This window comes from Zeimonas arvi (genome assembly GCF_008039575.1).
Classification (GTDB): domain Bacteria; phylum Pseudomonadota; class Gammaproteobacteria; order Burkholderiales; family Burkholderiaceae_E; genus Zeimonas; species Zeimonas arvi.
Genome location: NZ_VDUY01000003.1, coordinates 302,457 through 323,832 on the forward strand (window position 1 = coordinate 302,457; position 21,376 = coordinate 323,832).

Sequence of the window (21,376 nt, forward strand, 5' to 3'; positions counted from 1 at the left end):
CCATGCTGCTTGGCCTGAGACTGCGAGATTTCGTCATCGTCGACGAAGCCGAGCTCGAGTTCGGCGCGGGCTTCACCGTGCTGTCCGGCGAGACGGGCGCCGGCAAGTCGATCCTGCTCGACGCCCTGGGCCTCGCCATGGGCGGCCGTGCCGACGCCGGCGTGGTGCGCGAGGGCGCGGCCCGCGCCGACATCACCGCGGTCTTCGGCAGCAGCCCCGAGCTCGACGCCTGGCTCGCCGAGCGCGAGCTCGCCGGCGACCCCGGCAGCGTGCTGCTGCGCCGGGTGGTCGATGCCGATGGCCGCTCGCGCGCGCTGGTCAACGGCAATCCGGCCACCGCCGCGCTGCTGCGCGAGCTCGGCGAACGGCTGGTCGACATCCACGGCCAGCACGCCGCCCAGTCGCTGCTGCGCGCCGACGGGCAGCGCCTGCTGCTCGACGCCTTCGCCGGCCTGTCCGACGAAGCGCGCGCGGTCGGCGAGGCCTGGTCGGCCTGGCGGGCGCTTGCCCGCGAGGTCGAGGCCGCCGAGACCGGCCAGCGCGAGCTGGCGCTGGAGCGCGACCGGCTGGCCTGGCAGGCCGGCGAACTGGAGAAGCTTCGCCTGGCGCCCGGCGAGTGGCAGGCGCTGAACGAGGAACAGAAGCGCCTGGCCCATGCGGCCTCGCTGATCGAGGGCACGCGCGGCGCGGCCGACGCGCTGGCCGAGAGCGACGACGCGCTGTCCGGCCGGTTGCACCACCTGCTCCAGCGGCTGCGGCCGCTGGCCGCCATCGACGAGCGCCTGAGCGAGGCGGTCGAGCTGCTCGACAGCGCCGCGATCCAGGTCGACGAGGCGGCTTCCTCGCTGTCCGCCTACGCCGACCGGGTCGACCTCGACCCGGAGCGGCTGCGGCAGGCGGAGCAGCGGATCACCGCGATCTTCGAGGCGGCGCGCCGGATGCGCCTGGCGCCCGACCAGATCCCCGGTGCGCTGACCGACATGCGGAGCCGGCTCGCCGAGCTCGAGGCGGCGCAGGATCTCGACGCCCTGCGCGCGAAAGCCACGGCCGCGCGCGAGCGCTTCGACGCGCTGGCAGCGAAGCTCTCGGCCGCGCGGCGAAAGGCGGCCAGGCGCCTGGCCGACGGCGTGTCGGCGCACCTGGCCGAGCTGGGCATGGCGGGCGGAAGACTGCAGGTGGCCTGCGAAGTCGGCGAGCCCTCGGCCTCGGGCGTCGATGCCATCGAGTTCCGCGTGGCCGCGCACGCCGGGGCCACGCCGCGCCCGCTGGCCAGGGTGGCCTCGGGCGGCGAGCTCTCGCGCATCGGCCTGGCGATCTCGGTGCTGGCCGCGCAGGCCAATCCGGTGCCCACGCTGATCTTCGACGAAGCCGACGCCGGCGTGGGCGGCGCGGTGGCCGACGCCATCGGCGCGCTGATGCGCCGGCTGGGCGGCGACCGGCAGGTCCTTTGCGTGACCCACCTGCCGCAGGTCGCGGCCAAGGCCCACCGGCACTACCGGGTCAGCAAGGAGGCCGTCGACGGGGCCGCGGTGAGCCGCATCGAGGCGCTCGACCGGCCCGGGCGCGTCGAGGAGATCGCCCGGATGCTGGGCGGCGCCGAGATCACCGCCACGACCCGCAAGCACGCGCGCGAGATGCTCGCACAGGGCTGAGCGGCGCGAGGCTGCCCTCGTGCGTGATTGCCGCGGCGCCGCCGCTAGGGGCGTCCGCCCTGCTCGCGTCCCGCGCCCAGCCACTCGGGATCGGGCAGCTCGTTGAAGACCTTGCGCAGCCCCTGGCCCCAGGCGCGCCGGATGCTGCCGAAGTAGGCATCCTCCGGCTCGATCCGGTGGCGAAGGCCGACCCGGCACTCGTTGCGGCGGACGAACGCCAGGTCGATCGGCAGGCCCACGGACAGGTTGCTCTTGATCGTGGAGTCGAAGGACACCAGCGCGCACTTGATCGCCTCGTCGACCGGCGTGGACGGTCGGATCACGCGGTCGATGATCGGCTTGCCGTACTTGCTCTCGCCGATCTGGAAATACGGGGTGTCGGGGCTGCTCTCGATGAAGTTGCCTTCGGCATAGACGAGGAAGAGCCGCGGCGCGTCGCCCGCGATCTGGCCGCCCACCAGGAAGTTGCAGCTGAAGTCCACGCCGCTCTGGGCGAGCTGGCTCGACGAATGATGGTGGATCACCTGTCGCACCGCGTCGCCGACCAGGGTGGCCACATCGAACATCGTGGCCGCGCTCATCAGGTTGGGCCGCTCGGAATGCAACGCCTGGCGCAGCGTGCTGACCACCGCCTGCGTGGTGGCCAGGTTGCCGGAGTTCAGCAGCACGATCGCCCTTTCGCCGGGCGTCTCGAAGACCGCCATCTTCGAGAAGGTGGACACGTGGTCGACGCCGGCATTGGTCCGGGAGTCGGAAGCGAAGAGCAGGCCCTCGTCGAGGGCCATCGCGACGCAGTAGGTCATCGGAAGACGGCGAGTTTCACTGTTCGGCGACCCGCACCCAGGCCGTGGTCGACAGGCGCTCGTGCCCGCCGCCCAGCCGAACGCCGCGCACCGGACAGGCGTCGAGGTAGTCGAGCCCGATCGCGAGCTTGATGTGGGCGCCGCCGGCGTGGCGGGCGTTGCTGACATCGAAGCTGATCCAGCGATTCATGATCCAGGCCTCGGCCCAGGCGTGGCTGGCCACCTGCTCGAAGTCGCTGGAGTAGACGTAGCCGCTCACGTAGCGGCTGGGCACGCCGAGGGTGCGGCTGCAGGCGATGAAGACGTGGCTGTGGTCCTGGCAGACCCCGGCGCCGCCGGCGAAGGCCTCGGACGCGGTGTGGTGGACCTCGGTGCTGCCCGGGGTGTAGGGCATCCGGTCGATCAGCGCGCTCATCAGGTCGGTCATCCCGATCAGCGGCCGGCCGGCAACGGTGCGCCGCATCGGCTCGACGAACGCGCGGATCGCGTCGTCGGGCTCGGTGAGCGGCGTGTCGCGCAGGAAGATGCGCGGGTCGAGGCGGCCGGCCGGCTCGCCGTCGTCCATCTCGTCGACGTCGACCCGGCCCCGCGCCACCAGCGAGATCTCGACCGGCGGCGCGTCGAGCGCCAGCACGTGCGTGATGTTGTCGAATGCGTCGCGCATCAACAGGCCCGGCGCCGGCATCTCGACCGCCCACTCGAGCACCCGCTGGCGCGCCGACGGATACGGCGTGAGCCGGATGTACTGCGTGCTGCGGCTGGGCGGGTCCGCGTAGCGGTAACGGGTTTCGTGAAAGACGGTCAGCTGCATGGTTCGGCTCGCTTCACTTCATCTCGAGGTAGGCGGCGTGGACCGCCTCACCCAATTCCACATTGTCGCGCAGGAAGTTCTCGAGGAACTCGTGCATGCCCAGCGAGAAGGCCTCCGACACGTCGCCATAAGCCAGCCGCGCGTGGATCGTGGCGGCGAGCCTGCGCGCGGGCCGCCCGGACTGCTGGGGCAGCTGGCGCAGGATCTCGTCGATCCGGTCGAAGCAGAAGCGCAGCGAGCGCGGCAGCCGCGAATCGAAGATGAGCAGCTCGGCCACCCGGCGCGCATCGACCGCGTCCTGGTAGGTGTCGCGATAGGCCTCGAAGGCCGAGACCGAGCGCAACACCGAGGTCAGCCGGTAGTAGCCCGAGTAATCGGAGTCCGTCTCAGCGGCCGCCGCCCGGTCGACGCCGGCCTCGGCCGTGGCCGCCCGGCGCGCGGCCGCCCCCTGTTTCACCGACAGGATCCGGGCGGTGTTGTCGGCGCGCTCGATGAAGGCGCCGAGCAGGATGAACGAATGCGGCTGGGCACGGCGAATGGTGGCCGAGGTGACGCCGTTGAACAGATGGCTGCGTTCCTTGACCCACTCGAAGAAGGGCGTGTCCATCGGCTGGCCGCCCGAGCGGCGCTTCTGCTGCAGCTGAAGCCAGGTGTCGTTGATGGTTTCCCACATCTCGGAAGTGATCGCGCCGCGCACCGCGCGGGCGCTCTCGCGGCTCGCCTCGAGGCAGTTGGCGATGCTGGACGGATGCTGCGGATCCCAGGCGAGGAAGCGGGCCACGCCTTCCGCTGTGGCGGGCAGCCCGCTGGCCTCGAAGGCCTCCAGCGTGTCGGTGATCACCAGCGGCTCGATCACGTCCGCGCCGTCGTCGGCCGAAAGCAGCGCCAGCGACTGGCCCACGTCGAGGATCCGCGACATGTTCTCGGCGCGCTCGAGGTAGCGCGACATCCAGTAGAGGTGCGAGGCGACGCGCGACAGCATCAGCGACCCCCTTGCGCGCCGCCTTCCGGCTCGGGCGGCGGCAACTCGTGCGCCTGCTCGGGCATCAGCGGCGGCACCGGCTCGATCGCCAGCCCGGCGGCCGGCTGCGCGTGGCGGCGCGCGGCGGCGCTGCCCGGCTCGTCGACCACCCAGGTGTCCTTGGTGCCGCCGCCCTGCGAGGAATTGACGACCAGCGAGCCCTTGCGCAGGGCCACCCGGGTGAGGCCGCCCGCCACCATCCGGATCTCGCGGCCGACCAGCACGAAGGGCCGCAGGTCGATGTGGCGCGGCGCCACGCCCTCGTCCACGAAGGTGGGGCAGGTGGACAGCGCCAGCGTAGGCTGCGCGATGTAGTTGGCCGGCTCGGCCTTCAGCACCTGCGCGAAGCGCGCGATCTCGTCGGCGGTGCTGGTGGGGCCGACCAGCATGCCGTAGCCGCCCGCGCCGTGGACCTCCTTGACCACCAGCTCGCGCAGGTGGTCCAGCACGTACTTCAGGTCATCGGGCTTGCGGCACATCCAGGTCGGCACGTTCCGAAGGATCGGCTCCTCGCCCAGGTAGAAGCGGATCATCTCCGGCACGTAGGGATAGATCGACTTGTCGTCGGCCACGCCCGTGCCGATCGCATTGGCGATCGCCACGTTGCCGAGCCGATAGGCGGCCAGCAGTCCGGGCACCCCGAGCATCGAATCGGGCCGGAAGACCAGCGGATCGAGGAAGCTGTCGTCGATGCGCCGGTAGATCACGTCGACGCGCTGGGGCCCCGAAGTGGTCCGCATCCACACGAAACCGTCGCGCACGAACAGGTCCTGGCCCTCGACGAGCTCGATGCCCATCTGCCGGGCGAGAAAGGCGTGCTCGAAATAGGCGCTGTTGTAGCGGCCCGGGGTCAGCAGCACCACGGTCGGGTTGTCGACTTCGGTGGCTGCGCGAAGCGTGTGCAGCAACAGCGCCGGGTAGTGCTCGACCGGTCGCACCGCATGGGTGCGGAACAGATCGGGGAACAGCCGCATCATGGTGCGGCGATTGCTCAACATGTAGGACACGCCGGAGGGCACGCGCAGGTTGTCCTCGAGCACGTAGTAGCAGCCGTCGGCGTGCCGGACGATGTCCACGCCGACGATGTGCGCGTAGATGTCGCGGGGCACGCGGGTGCCGATCATCGCGACCTGGTACTGGTCGTTCGCCAGGATCTGCTCGGCCGGAATCACGCCGGCGCGCAGGATCTCCTGGCCGTGATAGATGTCGGCGAGGAAGCGATTGATCGCGCTGACCCGCTGGGCCAGCCCGCGCTCGAGCATCGACCATTCGGCGCCGGGGATGATCCTGGGCACCAGGTCGGACGGGATCAGCCGCTCGGTGCCGCCTTCGTCGCCGTAGACCGAGAAGGTGATGCCGCTGCGGCGAAAGATCAGGTCGGCCTCGGCCCGCTTGGCCGCCATCGACTCCACGCTGGCCTCGCCCAGCCAGCGGGCGTAGGCGGCGTAATGCGGACGGCAGCTCCCGTCGGCGTCGAGCATCTCGTCGAAGATGCCCTCTGGCGGTGCGATCGGATCGAGGGTTGGGGCGCTCATGAGCGCAACTTAGCAAGCCGCGTGCCGGATGTCAGCATCGGGGCTCCGATGGCGGGTTCGCGCCCGGCCCCCCCTCGCCGCCGATGCGCGGATCAGCCGCGACGGTATTCGCAGTTCTTGCGGGTGCAGTTGGCGTAGAGCGCCAGCGCGTGGTCCTGCAGCTCGAAGCCGCGCTCGTGCGCGATCTTCTGCTGGCGCTTCTCGATCTCGGCGTCGTAGAACTCCTCGACCCGGCCGCATTGCAGGCAGACGAGGTGATCATGGTGCTTGCCTTCGTCGAGCTCGAAGACGGCCTTGCCGGCCTCGAAATTGCTGCGCTTGAGCAGGCCTGCCTGCTCGAACTGGGTCAGGACCCGGTAGACGGTGGCCAGGCCGATGTCCTGGTTCTCGGCGAGCAACTCCCGGTAGACGTCTTCGGCGCTCATGTGCCGCTGCTTGCCCTGCTGGAAGATCTCCAGGATCTTCAGGCGGGGCAAGGTGGCCTTCAGGCCCATGCTCTTGAGTTCGATGGTGGCGGACATGGCGGGCGCCAGGAGCGGGGACAGGTGGTCGTATGATATCGGCTTTCCATTCGGGCCCGCCCCTTCCCGGCACCATGAACACGGATACTGCACGTCCAGCACGCAGCCGCGCCGCCCGACTCGCAATCGCCGGCGCCGTCGCGGCCGCCGCGCTCGGCACGCTGGGCTGCGCGTCGAACGACACCTCGCGCAGCGGGCTGCTGGAGCCCTACCGGACCGGCCTGCCCCAGGGCAACTACCTCACGCGCGAGCAGGTCGACCAGGTTCGCGAAGGCATGACCCGCGACCAGGTCCGCTTCCTGCTCGGCACGCCGCTGCTCGGCCACGTTTTCCACACCGACCGCTGGGACTACGTCTTCAGCTTCAGGCACCCGAACGGCAAGACCGAGCTGCGCCGGGTCACCGTGCGCTTCGCCAATGACCGGGTCGCCGGCGTCGACGCCGACCCGCTGCCGCAGCGCGAGGACCCGACCGACCCGGCCCTGCCCGGCTATCGCCCCACCGATTCATCCAAGAAGGATTCCTGACCGATGACGATGCGCATCGCGATCGCCGGCGCCACCGGCCGCATGGGCCGGATGCTGATCGACACCGTGTGCGACGCCGACGACGCGCAACTGGTCGGGGCGCTCGACGTCCCCGGCAACCCGCTGGTGGGTCGCGACGCGGGGGAGTTCTCGGGCCGCGCCACCGGGGTGGCGATCACCGCCGATCTCGACGCGGCGCTTGCCGAGGCAGACTTCCTGATCGACTTCACCCGGCCGGAAGGCACGCTGCGCCACCTCGAGGCCTGCCTGGATCATGGCGTGAAGGCGGTCATCGGCACCACCGGCTTCGATGCCGCGGGAAAGGCGGCCATCGACGCCGCGGCGAAGCGGACCGCCGTGGTCTTCGCGCCGAACATGGCGGTGGGCGTCAACGCCACGTTCAAGCTGCTCGAGGTCGCCGCGAAGATCCTGTCGAGCGGCTACGACATCGAGATCATCGAGGCCCACCACCGGCACAAGGTCGACGCCCCGTCGGGCACGGCCTTGCGGATGGGCGAAGTGCTCGCGCAGGCGCTCGGCCGCGACCTGAAGCAGGTCGCCGTCTACGGCCGCGAGGGCGTGACCGGCGAGCGAGATCCGTCCACGATCGGCTTCGCCACGGTGCGCGGCGGCGACATCGTGGGCGACCACACGGTCATGTTCGCCGGCATCGGCGAGCGGATCGAGATCACCCACCGCTCGTCGAGTCGCGTCACCTACGCGCACGGCGCGCTGCGCGCCTGTCGCTTCCTGGCCGGACGCGGCGAGGGCCTGTACGACATGCAGGACGTGCTCGGGCTGCGCTAGGTCCCGCCGAACCGGCGCTGCAGCGCCGTGCAGGGATCCTCGCGATCGATCGGCTCGACCTCGATCCACCGGTCGAAGCGGCCAGGGTGTGCCGCCCCGCGTTCGCCGATCCCCAGCGCGGCGACGCGCGCGCCCGGCACCAGAGCGGCAAGGTGCAAGGGCACGCCGATGTCGGCACGCACGTGCCCGTTTCCGGCCAGCAGCGCCACCGGCAGGCCGGTCGCGCGATGCGCGTCGACCATCGTCCGCGCCATCGTCGCGTCGCGAGCGATCTGGATGCGGACCATCCCGTCCACGGCCCGCTCGGGAAGGAGCCCGCAGTGGCCGTCCCGGATCGCCTCGGCCATGGCTCGCGCCTCGGTGGCGCTCCAGCCTTCGGGCGGCCGCACGTCGCCGAGCGGCCTGTTCCGGCCAACCGGGAGATTGGCCGCTACCAGCGGCAGGCCGCGCTCGAGTGCAAGGACGATCACCGGCTCGTAGAGCGTCCACTTCCAGCCATCGAAGGAGAAGCCGCCGGCTTCGGCCAGTTCGCGCGCGGCCCGGCGCGGGTCGGCGGCAATCCGATCGGCGAGCCTCGAGCGCGCCGCATCGAGCTGCGGCTGCATGGGCGCATCGAACTGCTCCAGGGCGATTGCCCAGCGCCGCTGAAGGGTCATTTCGCGCAACCAGTCAAGCCGCAGGCGATGCCCGGCGGGATTGTCGTGGACCTCGCCGATCAATGCGAACCGGACCGAGGCAAGCGCCTCGGGAGCCGGCGGCGAGCCGCCCGGCGGCCGGCCCGCGCCCGGCGGCCGGGTCGAGCAGGCGGCCAGGGTGAAGCTTGCGAGCGCGGCCAGCGCGCGCCGGCGGCCGGCCCGGCCCGGGGACTGGCCGCAAGCCGCGCGAGCATGCGCGCCGCCGTCGGACACGGTGCGGTAGCGTTCGGATGTCCGGTGCATCGCTAAAGTATGCGGTATGCGGCAACCGGCGAAGGCCTGCGGCCGCCTGCGAATCCGGTACGCGCCGTCCCCCGGATTTATCGAGAATAGTTCTCGTTTGCAATATAATCATCCGGGATGAATCGTCGAGCGCTCGCCCCTGCCGCAGCCACAGTCGTCCTGCACCTCGCGGCGCTGGCGGGCGTGGTCATGCTTGCCGACGCGCCCGTCGCGCCCCGGCCGGTCGAGCCCCTGCGGGTCACCTTGCTGACGCCACCGCCGGCCGCGCCGTCGGCGCCGGCTGCCGCGGCCCTGCCCGTGGCTTCCCCGCCGGCGAGGTCCGAGCCGCCCAGCCCGGTCTCCCCCGGAGCCGGATTCCCGCCTCAGCCGAAGGCGACGCCGGAACCGCCGCCCCCCAGGCCCGAGCCGGCGCGGCCGCCCAGGCCGGAGCCGCCTCCCAAGCCGAAGCCCGTGCCGGCGCCCCCGTCGAAGCCGGAGCCCCCGCCGAAACCAAAGGCCGAGCCGCCGAGACCGGCGCCAGTCAGGAAGCAGGCACCTCCCGAGCCGCGGCCGGAACCGGTCCCCCAGCCAGCGCCCCAGGCGACCGCCGGAGCACCGGGGACCGCCGCGCAGGATCCGGCCCGCCCGGCGCCGGCGGCATCGACTGCGGCATCGTCGGCGCCGCCGACGCGGCAGGCGGCGCCTTCCCCAGGCGCAGCCGCCTCCGCGCTCGCGTCCCCCGCGCCAGCCGGCGCGAGCCGGACGGCGCCTCGCGTCGACGCAAGCTGGACCGGCAACACGCCGCCGCCCTACCCGATGCGCGCCCGGCGGATGGGCGACCAGGGCGAAGTGCTGCTCGACGTGCGCGTCGGCATCGACGGACGTGTCACCGACGTGCGCCTGAAGCGATCGAGCGGTTCCGAACTGCTGGATCGGACCGCGATCGAAACGGTGCGACAGTGGCGCTTCACGCCGGCCACCGTCGACGGCCAGCCGGTCGCCGAGTGGTACCGCGACTGGAAGTGGGTTTTCCGCCTGAACGGCTGACCGGGCCGAGGCCCGCGCAACCCAGGCTTCAACAAGGAAGGATCGAATGCAGGAACGGCAACTTGGACTGATGCACTTCTGGCAGGCCGGCGACGCGGTCACGCACGGCGTGGCCTACCTGCTGCTCGCGATGTCGGTGGTCAGCTGGTACTTCATTCTGTCGAAGGCGTGGACCGCGTGGCGGCAGCGCCGCAGCGCGAAGGCGGCGCTCGAGCGCTTCTGGAATGCGCGCTCGCTCGACGAGGCGCTGGCCACGATGCGCGCGACCGACACCGAGCGGGTCCTGTTGCCGATGACCGAGAAGGCGATCGCGGCCGCGACGATGCAACCCGACCAGTCGCTCGCCGGATCGGTCGACCGCGAGAAGATCCTCACGCGGGTGCTGCGTGGCGAGATCACCCAGATCTCGTCTCGGATGGAGGGTGGACTGACCTTCCTGGCCTCGGTGGGCAGCACCGCTCCCTTCGTGGGCCTGTTCGGCACGGTATGGGGCATCTACCACGCGCTGATCGCGATCGCCGGCAGCGGCCAGGTGCTGATCGACAAGGTGGCCGGTCCGGTCGGCGAGGCGCTGGTGATGACCGCCGCCGGACTGGCGGTGGCGATCCCGGCCGTGCTCGCCTACAACGCCTTCGTGCGCGTGAACCGCATTGCCCTGGCCGAACTCGACGGCTTCGCACACGATCTTCTGGCCTTGCTGCTGACCGGCAGCCGGTTGAAGGACTCGGGAGCGGACGACGGCCTGCGCGGGCCGGTGGCGCCGCTGACCGGCGGCGCGATGGTCCGCTGACGCGCTTCGCGAACGGCACCCACGGAGAACGCAATGGCATTCGGATCGCTGGACTCGGGCGGAAGCGGCCAGCCGATGGCCGAGATCAACACGACCCCGCTGGTCGACGTCATGCTGGTGCTGCTGGTGATCTTCATCATCACCGCGCCGCTGCTCACGCATGCGATCAGGCTCGACCTGCCCCAGGCCGATTCGGCGCCGGCCGCCGAGAAACCCGAGACGATCGCGCTGTCGATCGACGCCTCGGGCGCCCTGTTCTGGAACAACGAGCCGGTGGGCGGATTGGAGGCGCTCGCCGCGCGACTGGCTGCCGCCGCGTCGAGCGCGGCCGCCTCGCCGGACAGGCCGGCGCCGGAACTCCAGCTGAGGGCCGACCGCGAGACTCGCTACCAGCGGATCGCCGAGGTGATGTCGGCCGCGCAGTCGGCGGGCATCGCCAACATCGGCTTCGTCACCGACCCGACTGCCCCTCCAGCCAGGCCAGCAGCGGCGCCCAGGTAGCGAGGTCCTTGTCGACCTTTTGCGCGGGCACGTCGAACAGGGTCAGGCCATGGGCCGCCAGGTGCAGGTAGTTCTGCGTGTCGCGCAGCGCGCCCGCCACCGGCAGATCGAGCGAGGCGACGAAGCGGCCGAGCTGCTCGGCGGCGTGGGTGCGCGGATCCACCCGCACGCCGACCACCGCCACGGTGGCGCGGAAATCCGCGTCGTTGCCGAAGCCTTCGCGCAGGGACTCCAGGAAGGCGCCCGTGGCAAGGACGTCGAACATCGACGGCTGCAAGGGCACGAGGATGCGGTCGGCCACCCGCACGACGTTGGCCAGCCGCTTGCCGTCCAGTTGCGCCGGCGTGTCGAGCACCACGTGGGTCACGCCCCGGGGCGGCCGGGCGATGCTCCCGTTCATCGCCCAGGTCTCGATGGGGGGCAGGCCCGGAGGACGCAGCTTCAGCCACTGCGCCGAGGACTGCTGGCGATCGAAGTCGCCGAGCATCGTGCGGCGGCCGGTGCTGGCGAAATAGCCTGCGAGATTCGTCGCGAGGGTCGTCTTGCCGACCCCGCCCTTCGGATTGACCACGGCCACGACCGGCATCTGACGCGCTCCCGAACAAGGCAACGCGGACGATCTTAGCGCAGACGCCCGGCGGCTTGGCGCTCGCGCGCCGCATCGATCTCCCGGCACAAGGCCTCGACCGCCTCGAGGATCCGCGGCCCCGGGCGCTGAAGCACCACCGGATCGAGATGCGCGAAGCGCGCCGGCCCCTCGGGCCGCAGCACGCCGAGCCGGCGCCAGCGCGCAGCCGAATCCGGCGAATCGGTGGCCACGACGAGTTTCGGCGCGGCCGCCAGCACCCGCTCCACGTCGATGCGAGGCGCCGCGCCCGGCAGGCCTGCGGCGACGTTGACCCCGCCGCAGGCGGCGATCGCGTCGCCGATGATGTCGCGGTCGGTGATCGTGATCAGCGGGTCGCTCCAGATCTGGACGAACACGCTCACCGGCTCGCGACCGGCCCAGCGCGCCCGCAGTGCCACCAGCGCCTGCGTGAACCGGACCGCGGCCTGGCCGGCCGGCTCGGCATCGCTGCCCGCCACATCGCTCCCCGCCGGGGCACTCCCGGCCGCGGCATGTCCGCGCAATTGCCCGAAGCGGACCAGGCTCGCCGCCACCGCGTCGAGGGTGCGCGGATCGCTGACGAAGACCGGGAGGCCGAGGCGCGACATGCGCTCGACGAAACCCGGGCGCACCGCGGGCGCCCAGGCCACGACCAGGTCCGGCCGCAGGGCGAGCAGGCGCTCGACCGGCGGCTCGGGCAGTGCGCCGACCTTGGGCAAGGCGCGCGCGGCGGGAGGATGGTCGCTGTCCGGGTCCACGGCCACCACCCGCTCGCCCAGGCCTGCCGCGAACAGCAGCTCGGTGGCGTGCGGCGCGAGCGAGACGATGCGACGCGGCGGGGCGGCCAGCCGGATCCTGTTGCCGAGATCGTCGATCAGGAGGATCGACTCGGCGGCCGCGGCCGATGCGGCCCAGCCGAGGCCCGCCAGCGCGATCGCCGCGACGAGTCTCGCCACGACAAGCCACGCCGCGCGCCCCACCATCGCCTCAGCGCCCGTCGTAACGCACGCCCACGAACAGCGCGCGCGGCGCGGCGCGATAGCCGGCCGCCGTCTCGTACTCGCGGTCGGCCACGTTGCCCAGCCGGCCGAAGAGCTGCCAGTGCCGGTCGATCCGGTAGCTGCCCCACAAGTCGACGAAGGCGTAGCCGGTCATTCGCGCACCGTTGGTGTCGGCACGCTCGCCCTGCGCGATCGCGTCGGCACCCAGCCGCCAGGGGCCGCGCTGCCAGCTCGCGCCGAGCGTGGCGTGCCGGCGCGCGCGACGGGCGAGATCGCTGACCGTCGTGATGCCGGTGACCGGGTCGGCGCGCTCGGCCTGCGGATCCTGGAAGGTGACGCTGCCGCGCAGGGTGAATTCGCCCAGCCTTCGCCGGCCCTCGAAAGTCACCCCGCGCACTCTCGCCACCTCGAGGTTCTGCGCCACGAAGAAGTTGTCGAGCTCGATCGCGTCGCGGATCCGGTTCGAGAAGGCGGTGGCCTTGAACAGGTCGCCGCCGCGCCGCCATTCGGCTGCCGTCTCGATCCCGCGCGAGCGTTCGGGTCGCAGCGTCGGGTTGGGCGACCAGGGATTGTAGAGGTCGTCGAAGGTCGGTGCGCGGAAGGCGCTGCCCCAGCCGGCCCGCAGCAGCCAGTTCGGCGTCAGCCGCCAGCCCCAGCCGATCGAGCCGCTGGTCTCCGAGCCCACCGCCTCGATGCGATCGTGGCGCAACGTCAGCCGAAGCAGGTGCGCGCCGAACTCGCGCTCCCAGCCGCCGAACACCGAGTCGGTGTCGCGCGAGTCGCGCGTGTAAATGTAGCTGCCCACCGTGAGCCCTTCGCCGGCGATCTTCTGGTGCAGCGATTCCACGCCGAACTGCCAGCGCGCGCCGGCCGCGTCGACCACGTTCTCCCAGGACACGGTGCGCGAATCGGTGCGCGGCGCGAAGGTGAAGGCAGCGAACTCGTAGTCGATCGAGCTGTTGCCGACCCGCAGCGTGCTCTCCCACTGCGACATCAGTCGCCCGCTCACGAAGGCGGACAGCGCCGCGGAGCGGTAGTCCATCTTCGCGGTGTCGGGCGTGGAGAACGCGTCGTCGTACTCGACCCGCCCGTCCGAGACCAGCAGGTTGGCGCCGACGCGCCAATCGGCGTTCAGCCGATGCTCGAGCGACGCGGTCAATGCCCCGACCCGGTTGCCATCGCGATCGACCTGCCGGTCCGGGCTGCCCGGCAGCGTGGCGTCGAAGCCATCGGTGCGGTCCTGCGAGAGCGACAGCGCGAAGCCGGTGTCGCCGCTGCGCCCGCTCATGCCGGCCTGCAGCTGGCGCGTGCCCCGGCTGCCGAAGCCCACCGATGCGAAGGGCAGGATGCCGTCGCCGGCCGGCTTGCGCGTGAAGATCTGCACCACGCCGCCGACCGCCGCCGAGCCGTACAGCGACGAGGCCGGCGCGCGCAGGACCTCGATCCGGTCGATCGCCGACAGCGGCAGGAACTCCAGCAGGCCGCCGCCGCTCATGGGATTCTCGAGGCGGATGCCGTCCACGAGGATCAGGGTCTGCGAGTTGCGGGCGCCGCGAACGTACAGGCCGGAGACCGTGCCGGGCCCGCCGTTCTGGTACATCTCGATGCCGCCGGCGCTGCGCAGCAGCTCGGGCAACGTGGCGGCGCCGGCGTCGCGGATCTGCTCGGCGTCGATCACCGACACGTCGGCCAGCGCGCGCTCCACCGGCGTGTCGCTGCGGGTGGCGGTCACCACGACCGCTTCGAGGGCCGGCTGCGCGAGCGCCAGCGGATTGAAAAGGGTCAACGCGGCACAGGTCGCCGCAGGAAGGGCAAGACGATAGGGAAAGGACACCGAAGCTCTCCAGCGCCTTACCCACCGTAAGGCGCACGGTTCCGGAAATGGGGTCGCGCAGGGCGGACCCCTCCCTTCCGGCCGGTATCCGGGCTTGCAGCGGCAGGCCGGGCTGGCGCCGGGCCGTTCGCCGGACGGGCCTTCCCAGGCGGGTTCGCGAAATCGCGATCGCCCAGTGGCCTGCTGGATGTCCGGCGGGCCGCCAGAGGCGGCGCCGCTGCTTACCGTTGCGGGGGCAGCACAGGTTGGCGATCGCCGCGAGGCGGTTCGCTCCCTGTTTCCCGTTTAACCACGCGGCCGACAGGCCGGCGCAGCACCGGAAGCACGGCGATTGTAGTCGGTGACGTGACGGTCAGTACTTGACCGCTCAGCCCTTCCGATCCAGCCCCGCGAGCGCGTCGAGCACGATGCCATTGGTCAGCAGCTCGGGCAGCACCACCGGCTGCTCGACCCCGGGCAGGTAGACGAGGTAGAGCGGCACGCCGTTGCGGCCGTGACGCGCCAGCTCGGCCGTGATCCCCGGGTCGCGGTTGGTCCAGTCGCCTTTCAGCCGGAGCATGCCCGCGCGGCGCATGGCCTCGACCACGGTGTCGCGATCGAGCACCAGCTTCTTGTTGACCTGGCAGCTCACGCACCAGGCCGCGGTGAAGTCGACGAAGACCGGGCGGCCGGCCGCACGAGCCTGGGCGAGCGCTTCAGGGGACCAGGGATGCCATGCGGCGGCATCCGCGGATGGATCCGGCGAGGGCGCGGCGGCGCCGGTGCCCGAGTCGGCGCGCTCGGGCGCGCGGGCGTCGTCGCCCGGCCAGGCGACCAGCAGGCCGGCCGCCAGCGAGACCACCGCAAGCGAGGCGGCGAGCGTCCGGCGGCGCCGGGCCGCGACCGGATCGCGCCCGCCCGCCGCCTGCTGCACGAAGCGGCCGTACAGCCACGCCGCCAATCCGATGAGCACGGCGCCGATCGCCAGCGCGAGCACCGCGTCGATCCCGGCCTGCTGGCCGAGCACCCAGGCGAGCCAGGCCGCGGTGGCGTACATCGGGAAGGCCAGCGCCTGCCGGAAGCTTTCCATCCAGCGGCCAGGACGAGGCAGCCAGCGCAGCCAGGCCGGGAACACGCCCAGCAAGAGGTAGGGAAGCGCCATGCCCAGGCCGAGCGCGGTGAACACGATCAGCGTTTCGAGCACGGTGGCCGACAGCGTGAAGCCAAGCGCGGAACCCATGAAGGGCGCGGTGCAGGGCGTCGCCACCAGCACCGCCAGCGCGCCCGATCCAAAGGAGCCGGGCAGCGGCGAGCCGCCCGTCGCGCCGCCGCGGCCATGGGCAGCAGCGCCAGCCGGCGCCGCGCGGGCCGCCGGATCGTACTGGCCCAGCCGGGTCATCGCCACGCCGAACTCCCAGACACCGGAGAAGTTGAGCGCGATCGCCACGAAGAGCAAGGCCATCGCGGACACGAACACCGGCGACTGCAGCTGGAACCCCCAGCCTGCCGCCTGGCCTGCCGCCCGCAGTGCGAGCAGCAAGCCGGCCAGCACCCAGAAGGACACGACCACGCCGGACACGAACGCGAAGGCGCCGGCGCGCGAGGCGCGTCGCGCTGCCTCCGTGTGCGCGTCGTCGCCGGCGCCGCCGTGACGCGCGAAGCCCAGCACCTTCAGGCCGATGACCGGGAACACGCAGGGCATCAGGTTCAGGATCAGCCCGCCGATCGCGGCAAAGAGCGCGGCGACCAACAGGTTCATCGTTCTCAGGCCCGTGCCGGCCGAACCGGCCGGCGCAGCCGCCGCAACAGCGCCGCCGCCGGCGGTCGATTGTCCGGCGGAGCCGCTCGTCGAGCTCCCGAGGCCTGCCAGCAAGCCGCCGCCTGCGCCCCCCGGGGTGCCGCCGGGCGCCGCAGCCGGCGCCCCGGCCACCCGCGCGATCTCGGTACCGCCAGCCAGCACGCCCGCGGCGGCGACCGGCTTCAGTTCGAAGACCCTGTCGCCCGACACCACGATGCCCTCGGCGGCCTGCAACAGCTTCGCGGGATCCGTCGCCTGCGCGCCCTCGGCGCTCAGCCGGATCTCCAGCCTGCGCGCCGGCCCGTCGCCTCCTGCGAGCGCGAACAGGGGCTGAGGCTCGGCATTGCCGATCAGCCCCTCGCGATAGGGAAAGAACTCCGCCGAGGCCAGCGGCTCGGCCAGGCCGATCGACATCCGGTCGCCGTCGACCGAGACCGGCGCGGTCAAGACCGCGCCCGGGAGCCGCACCTGCGCCGCATCGAACAGGGCAGCATGCCGGGACGGCGGCGGCATCGCGGCGCCCCGCTCGACCGGCAGCGTGAGCGACACCTCGGCCTCGCCGGGGATGCAGACGTCGCGACACATCAGCCACATCGCCTTGCCCGCGATGCGCACCGTGCCGGCCCCGATCGAGGCCGGCACCGACACCGGCAGCGGCAGCACGATCTCGTCTTCGTAGCCGTAGTTGGCCAGCGGCGGGATGAACAGGCGCCTGGGTGCGGGCCACTGGAACTCGCCGGCCGCGAAGCCCTGCGGCAGCGCGAGCTCGAGCCGGGTGGCCAGCCCGGAATCGCCCGGATTGCGCCAGTAGGTGTGCCAGTGCGGATCGTGCTGGATCCTCAGCCCGAGCGTGAGCGCCTGACCGGGCACGATCGCCGACTCGCGGGCCACGAGCTCCACCTCGACCGCTTCGACCCGAACCGGCCCGCCGGCCGGATTCTGGCCGGCCGCCTGGGCAAACGCCGGCGAGGCCGGTGCGGCTCCGGCCAGGGCTGCAAACGCCAGCACCGCCCCGGCCAGCGTGCGGCGAAGCGAAAGCCCGCGGCGCGAGGACGCGCCGCTACCGGCGGGCAGGAGGAAATCGGGAAGCTGCTTCGGGAACATCCGGAAATCTCGGGGCGGAACCGCTCAAACGCACCATGCTACCGGAGCGAGGCGAGCTCCCGAAGCGCCGATGCGTCGCCAGGGCGCGCCGAGCCTTGCAGGAGCTGCCCGATTTCTGCCCGACTTGACCCCCCTCGGGCCGCTCCATAACATCGCGCAATGGATCAGGAATTGCAGGAACTGGGCGAGCGCGTCGAACGGATGCTCTCGCTGTCTCGCCGCCTCGCCGACGAGAACGTCACGCTGCGCGACCAGCTCGCCGCCGCCAGGGTGGCCAACGAACAGCTGCAGCAGCGCATCGCCGAGGCCCGCGCCCGGGTCGAGGCTGCCCTGTCCCGCCTGCCGGTTCCCGCCTCGGGCGCGGCAGGGTCCGACATCGCCGCCTCCTGACGCGGCCCAAGGCGAGAGTCCCATGCCACAGATCGACGTCAAGATCCTCGATCGCGAGTTCCGGCTCGCCGTCGCCGACGAAGACCGACCGCGCCTGCTCGAGGCGGTCCGGATCGTCGACGAGAAGATGCGCTCGGTGCGCGACGCGGGCCGCATCTCCGGGGTCGACCGGATCGCGGTGATGGCCGCGCTGCAGCTTGCGCACGAGCTGCTCGGCGGCGACAACTCGGCGGTCGGGCCGAAGTCGGCCGAGCTGGCCGGGCGCATCCGCAAGATGACCGAGGACATCGACGCCGAGATCAAGCGCCAGGAAAGCCTTTTCTAGGTCATTGCGGCGCGCGGCCGGCGCAACGCGGTAGAATCGTCGCCAGACCCTGCAGTGTTCGATAGGGCCATATATTCCTTGAACCAATGCGATGCATCAGGTCGCGGTTCATGGTGCGCCGCTGTTGCGATCGTCCCTTTGCCGGATGAACCTGATGCGGCGCCTACTGCGACCGAACTGAACTTCACGGTTCAGGATGCCGGTCCGCCGGCACAGGCGGGGTCTCCTCATTCTTCCATTTCTCGTCGGGCTTCCCGCCCGGTGCCATGGCCCGCAGCTACTGGCTGATGAAGTCCGAGCCGGCCGAGTGCTCGATCGACGACGCGCTCGCGGCGCCACACGCCACGGTCCCCTGGACCGGCGTGCGCAACTACCAGGCGCGCAACTTCATGCGCGATGCCATGCGCGTCGGCGACGGCGTGTTGTTCCATCACTCCGGCTGTGCCGAGCCCGGCATCGCCGGCGTCGCCGAAGTGGCCTCGGGCCCGCGCGTGGACCCCACGCAGTTCGATCCCGCCTCTCCGTACTTCGACCCGAAAAGCCGGCCCGATGCGCCGCGCTGGGTGCTGGTCGACGTGCGCGCGCTGCGCAAGACGCGCCTGCTCACGATGGCCGAGATGCGCGCCCACCCCGAACTGGCCGAGATGGTCGTGCTGCGCCGAGGCAATCGGCTGTCGATCACACCGCTGACCGAAGCCGAGTGGCGCTTGGTGACCGAGGTCCTGCGTCCGGCCGGCTGAGCACACGGCCCGGCTGAGCACACGGCCCGGCAGCGGCAGTCGCGGTGTTAGCATTGCCGGTTTTTCGCCCTGCCCCGGCTGGCGCATCGCCCCGCCGGCCTGCCCGGCGAGCCCCCGGCTGGAGAGTTACCGTGATCGACACCCCGCTGATCTTCTGGTTCCTGCTGCTCGGCAGCTTCACCGGCGTTGCCGCCGGCCTGCTCGGCATCGGCGGCGGCATGCTGATGGTGCCCTTTCTCACGATGCTGCTCTCCTCCCGCGGCTTCCCGATCGACATCGTGGTGAAGGTGGCGATCGCGACTTCGTTGACCACCATCCTGTTCACCTCGCTGTCCAGCGTGCGCGCCCACCACAAGCGCGGCGCGGTGCGCTGGGAGATCGTGCGGACGCTGGCGCCGGGCATGGTGGTCGGTTCGATCGCCGGCGCGCAGGTCGCCCACCTGATCAAGGGCAACCTGCTGGCGATCACCTTTGCGGTGTTCGTGGGCTTCATGGCCACGCAGATGCTGTTCAAGCGCGAGGTCCGGGCCGACCGGTTGCTGCCCGGGCCGCGCGGCATGCTGGCCGCCGGCGGCATCATCGGCGTGATCTCCGCGATCGTCGGCGCGGGCGGCGGCTTCGTCACGGTCCCCTTCCTGACCCGCTCGAACGTCCGGATCCACGAGGCCGTGGCCACCAGCGCCGCATGCGGCTTCCCGATCGCCCTGGCGGGCACGCTGGGCTACATCATCGCCGGCTGGAAGCTGCAGTTGCCCGCGGGCACGGTCGGCTACGTTTACCTGCCGGCCCTGGTCTGCATCGTCGCCACCAGCATGCTGACCGCCCCGCTGGGCGCGAAGATCGCCCACGCGATGTCGATGGCCGGCCTGAAGCGGGTATTCGCGGTGCTGCTGTACGCGCTGTGCGTCTACATGCTGTGGAAGGGGCTGACCGGCTGATCCCTAGGGATTCCACCCCTGACAAATGCGGGGTTTGCTGCAGAGGAAAATCGGGGCAATCCCTCAAACGGGGGATGCGGGCGGCATCGAACGGGTGCACAATCGTTTCACGTTCCATGCCTAGCGGGAGACGGGCATGACCTTCCCCGACATCACCCTTGCGCCAGGCTCCGCGGAGAACGCCGCGTTGCGGCCGGGGGCCTCCGGCACCGGCGTGGCTCATCAGGCAGTCGCCCCCGGCCATGCCGGGCATGGCGCCGATGCGGCCCCTGTCGGCTCGCGGGCTCCCGAGCGCCGGCTCGCCGACGACATCCGGCGAGCCGAAGCCTGGCTCGCCGACAGGCAGATCGGCCCCATCGTCTGAGGCCCGATCGCGCTGTCGCCGCACCGCCTCGTGCGGGACCTCTCCGGAACGGGACCGCTCCGGCGTTATCATCGCCGGCTTCGAGACCTGTCCCCGCGATCGCCTTCGATCGCCCCACCCGGAGAATCAAGACATGAGCGGCCCCCTGTCCCACATCAAGGTACTCGACCTGAGCCGGGTGCTCGCCGGCCCCTGGGCCAGCCAGAACCTGGCCGACATGGGGGCCGACGTGATCAAGATCGAGCGCCCTGCCAAGGGTGACGACTCGCGCGCATTCGGACCGCCCTGGCTGAAGGACGCCGACGGCAAGGAGACCAGCGAGGCGGCCTACTTCTGCGCGGCCAATCGCGGCAAGCGCTCGCTGACCGCCGACATCTCGAAGCCCGAGGCACAGGAACTGATCCGCAAGCTGGCCGCGAAGTGCGACGTCTTCGTAGAGAACTTCAAGTTCGGCGACCTGGCCCGCTACGGCCTGGGCTACGAGGACGTCAAGGCGGTGAATCCGCGCATCGTCTACTGCTCGATCACCGGCTTCGGCCAGACTGGCCCGTGGAAAGAGCGCCCCGGCTACGATTTCATGGCCCAGGGCATGAGCGGGCTGATGAGCGTGACCGGCTCGCCGGACTCGGACACCGATCCGCACGGCGTCCGGTTCGGCGTCCCGATCATCGACATCCTCACCGGCATGTACGCCACGATCGCGATCTGCGCGGCGCTGGCGAGCCGGGCCGAGACCGGCAAGGGGCAGCACCTGGACATCGCCCTGCTCGACTCGGCGCTGGCGCTGACCTCGATCCAGGGCATGAACTGGATCGCCACCGGCGAATCGCCGGGCCGCATCGGCAACGCGCACCCGAACATCGTTCCCTACCAGGTGCTGCCGACGAAGGACGGCAGCGTGATCGTGGCCTGCGGCAACGACAACCTGTACCGCAAGTACTGCGCCGCGGCCGGCCGCCCGGACCTGGCCGAGGACCCGCGCTTCGCGACCAACGCGAAGCGGGTCGAGAACCGCGCGATCATCACGCCCATCCTCGAGGACATCATGAAGACGCGCACCACGAAGGAGTGGTGCGACATCCTCGATGAGGCGGGCGTGGCCAACGGCCCGATCAATTCGATCGCCCAGGCCTTCCAGGAGCCCCAGGCGCAGGCGCGCGGCGCGCTCTTCGACATCGCGCACCCGCTGGCCGGCAAGGCGCGACTGATCGCGAGCCCGCTCCGCTTCTCGGACACGCCGGTGGCATACCGCAGCGCGCCGCCGGTGCTGGGCCAGCACAGCGAGGAAATCCTGGCCGGGGAGCTCGGCCTCTCGGCCGAGCAGATCGCCGCGCTGCGCAGCGGCAAGATCATCTGACCGGCGC

At 71.4% G+C, this 21,376-nt stretch carries 21 protein-coding genes, 1 other RNA gene, 1 pseudogene and 1 riboswitch; of the genes and pseudogenes, 13 read left to right on the top strand and 10 right to left on the bottom strand.

Features of this window, described 5'->3' with window-relative positions; genetic code table 11:
• Positions 1-2 precede the first annotated feature (2 nt).
• Positions 3-1,652, top strand: coding sequence for a DNA repair protein RecN (gene recN / locus FHP08_RS08800; RefSeq protein ID WP_147704076.1), 1,650 nt, complete (start codon positions 3-5; stop codon positions 1,650-1,652).
• Between the two features lie 44 nt (positions 1,653-1,696).
• Here the strand turns inward: recN and FHP08_RS08805 are convergent, their stop codons facing one another.
• The 5 genes and pseudogenes from FHP08_RS08805 to fur all read right to left on the bottom strand — a co-directional run bounded on the left by FHP08_RS08805 (position 1,697) and on the right by fur (position 6,343).
• Positions 1,697-2,455 carry a proteasome-type protease gene (locus tag FHP08_RS08805; protein ID WP_187272230.1) on the bottom strand — a complete coding sequence of 253 codons (759 nt, stop codon included), beginning with the start codon at positions 2,453-2,455 and terminating at the stop codon, positions 1,697-1,699.
• Between the two features lie 16 nt (positions 2,456-2,471).
• Positions 2,472-3,266 (bottom strand): transglutaminase family protein, encoded by a 795-nt coding sequence (locus FHP08_RS08810; RefSeq protein WP_147704077.1) that lies wholly within the window; start codon positions 3,264-3,266, stop codon positions 2,472-2,474.
• Positions 3,267-3,279: 13 nt separating this feature from the next.
• Positions 3,280-4,248 carry an alpha-E domain-containing protein gene (locus FHP08_RS08815; RefSeq protein WP_147704078.1) on the bottom strand — a complete coding sequence of 323 codons (969 nt, stop codon included), beginning with the start codon at positions 4,246-4,248 and terminating at the stop codon, positions 3,280-3,282.
• Between the two features lie 137 nt (positions 4,249-4,385).
• Positions 4,386-5,768: pseudogene (locus tag FHP08_RS08820) on the bottom strand (circularly permuted type 2 ATP-grasp protein); the annotation flags it as partial.
• A gap of 146 nt (positions 5,769-5,914) precedes the next feature.
• The gene (fur, locus tag FHP08_RS08825) at positions 5,915-6,343 is read right to left on the bottom strand and encodes a ferric iron uptake transcriptional regulator (protein ID WP_147704080.1); all 429 of its coding nucleotides are present in this window, start codon (positions 6,341-6,343) and stop codon (positions 5,915-5,917) included.
• 74 nt (positions 6,344-6,417) lie between these two features.
• On the opposite strand from fur, the gene FHP08_RS08830 reads away from it, so the two are divergent.
• Together FHP08_RS08830 and dapB are read left to right on the top strand one after the other, a co-directional pair.
• Positions 6,418-6,870, top strand: coding sequence for an outer membrane protein assembly factor BamE (locus tag FHP08_RS08830; RefSeq protein WP_225879081.1), 453 nt, complete (start codon positions 6,418-6,420; stop codon positions 6,868-6,870).
• A gap of 3 nt (positions 6,871-6,873) precedes the next feature.
• Positions 6,874-7,677 carry a 4-hydroxy-tetrahydrodipicolinate reductase gene (gene dapB / locus FHP08_RS08835; RefSeq protein WP_147704082.1) on the top strand — a complete coding sequence of 268 codons (804 nt, stop codon included), beginning with the start codon at positions 6,874-6,876 and terminating at the stop codon, positions 7,675-7,677.
• On the opposite strand, the gene FHP08_RS08840 is transcribed toward dapB, so the two are convergent.
• Complete coding sequence (locus FHP08_RS08840) at positions 7,674-8,615, bottom strand: ChaN family lipoprotein (protein ID WP_147704083.1); 942 nt, start codon at positions 8,613-8,615, stop codon at positions 7,674-7,676. The genes dapB and FHP08_RS08840 overlap by 4 nt on opposite strands.
• A gap of 189 nt (positions 8,616-8,804) precedes the next feature.
• Here FHP08_RS08840 and FHP08_RS18740 point away from each other — a divergent pair, with 189 nt between their 5' ends.
• Genes FHP08_RS18740 through FHP08_RS08855 form a run of 3 tightly spaced genes read left to right on the top strand, consistent with a single transcriptional unit; the run spans position 8,805 to position 10,932 of the window.
• Positions 8,805-9,641 carry an energy transducer TonB gene (locus tag FHP08_RS18740; RefSeq protein WP_267285491.1) on the top strand — a complete coding sequence of 279 codons (837 nt, stop codon included), beginning with the start codon at positions 8,805-8,807 and terminating at the stop codon, positions 9,639-9,641.
• A gap of 46 nt (positions 9,642-9,687) precedes the next feature.
• The gene (locus FHP08_RS08850; protein ID WP_147704085.1) at positions 9,688-10,431 is read left to right on the top strand and encodes a MotA/TolQ/ExbB proton channel family protein; all 744 of its coding nucleotides are present in this window, start codon (positions 9,688-9,690) and stop codon (positions 10,429-10,431) included.
• Between the two features lie 33 nt (positions 10,432-10,464).
• Positions 10,465-10,932, top strand: coding sequence for an ExbD/TolR family protein (locus FHP08_RS08855; protein WP_147704086.1), 468 nt, complete (start codon positions 10,465-10,467; stop codon positions 10,930-10,932).
• Here the strand turns inward: FHP08_RS08855 and FHP08_RS08860 are convergent.
• From FHP08_RS08860 to FHP08_RS08875, 4 genes are all read right to left on the bottom strand, one after another.
• Positions 10,883-11,518, bottom strand: a complete 636-nt coding sequence (locus FHP08_RS08860) for a ParA family protein (RefSeq protein WP_147704087.1) — start codon at positions 11,516-11,518, stop codon at positions 10,883-10,885. The genes FHP08_RS08855 and FHP08_RS08860 overlap by 50 nt on opposite strands.
• 35 nt (positions 11,519-11,553) lie before the next feature.
• Positions 11,554-12,495, bottom strand: coding sequence for a helical backbone metal receptor (locus tag FHP08_RS08865; RefSeq protein WP_187272231.1), 942 nt, complete (start codon positions 12,493-12,495; stop codon positions 11,554-11,556).
• A gap of 31 nt (positions 12,496-12,526) precedes the next feature.
• A complete protein-coding gene (locus FHP08_RS08870; RefSeq protein WP_187272232.1) occupies positions 12,527-14,326 on the bottom strand; it encodes a TonB-dependent receptor domain-containing protein in 1,800 nt (599 codons plus the stop codon).
• A 110-nt stretch (positions 14,327-14,436) separates the two neighbouring features.
• Positions 14,437-14,710, bottom strand: a riboswitch (cobalamin riboswitch).
• A gap of 31 nt (positions 14,711-14,741) precedes the next feature.
• On the bottom strand, positions 14,742-17,255 hold the full coding sequence (locus FHP08_RS08875) for a protein-disulfide reductase DsbD family protein (protein WP_147704090.1): 2,514 nt from the start codon (positions 17,253-17,255) through the stop codon (positions 14,742-14,744).
• A 159-nt stretch (positions 17,256-17,414) separates the two neighbouring features.
• Here FHP08_RS08875 and FHP08_RS18425 point away from each other — a divergent pair, with 159 nt between their 5' ends.
• From FHP08_RS18425 to FHP08_RS08905, 7 genes are all read left to right on the top strand, one after another.
• Positions 17,415-17,645: a hypothetical protein gene (locus FHP08_RS18425; RefSeq protein WP_187272233.1), complete on the top strand. Its 231-nt coding sequence runs from the start codon at positions 17,415-17,417 to the stop codon at positions 17,643-17,645.
• A 22-nt stretch (positions 17,646-17,667) separates the two neighbouring features.
• The gene (locus tag FHP08_RS18430) at positions 17,668-17,970 is read left to right on the top strand and encodes a cell division protein ZapA (protein WP_187272234.1); all 303 of its coding nucleotides are present in this window, start codon (positions 17,668-17,670) and stop codon (positions 17,968-17,970) included.
• Positions 17,971-18,013: 43 nt separating this feature from the next.
• Positions 18,014-18,197: non-coding RNA, 6S RNA (gene ssrS / locus FHP08_RS08885), on the top strand.
• 39 nt (positions 18,198-18,236) lie between these two features.
• Complete coding sequence (locus FHP08_RS08890; protein ID WP_147704092.1) at positions 18,237-18,710, top strand: EVE domain-containing protein; 474 nt, start codon at positions 18,237-18,239, stop codon at positions 18,708-18,710.
• A 131-nt stretch (positions 18,711-18,841) separates the two neighbouring features.
• On the top strand, positions 18,842-19,648 hold the full coding sequence (locus FHP08_RS08895) for a sulfite exporter TauE/SafE family protein (RefSeq protein WP_147704093.1): 807 nt from the start codon (positions 18,842-18,844) through the stop codon (positions 19,646-19,648).
• A 136-nt stretch (positions 19,649-19,784) separates the two neighbouring features.
• Complete coding sequence (locus FHP08_RS08900) at positions 19,785-20,012, top strand: hypothetical protein (protein ID WP_147704094.1); 228 nt, start codon at positions 19,785-19,787, stop codon at positions 20,010-20,012.
• Between the two features lie 133 nt (positions 20,013-20,145).
• Positions 20,146-21,369, top strand: coding sequence for a CaiB/BaiF CoA transferase family protein (locus tag FHP08_RS08905; RefSeq protein WP_147704095.1), 1,224 nt, complete (start codon positions 20,146-20,148; stop codon positions 21,367-21,369).
• The last annotated feature ends 7 nt before the right edge of the window (positions 21,370-21,376 follow it).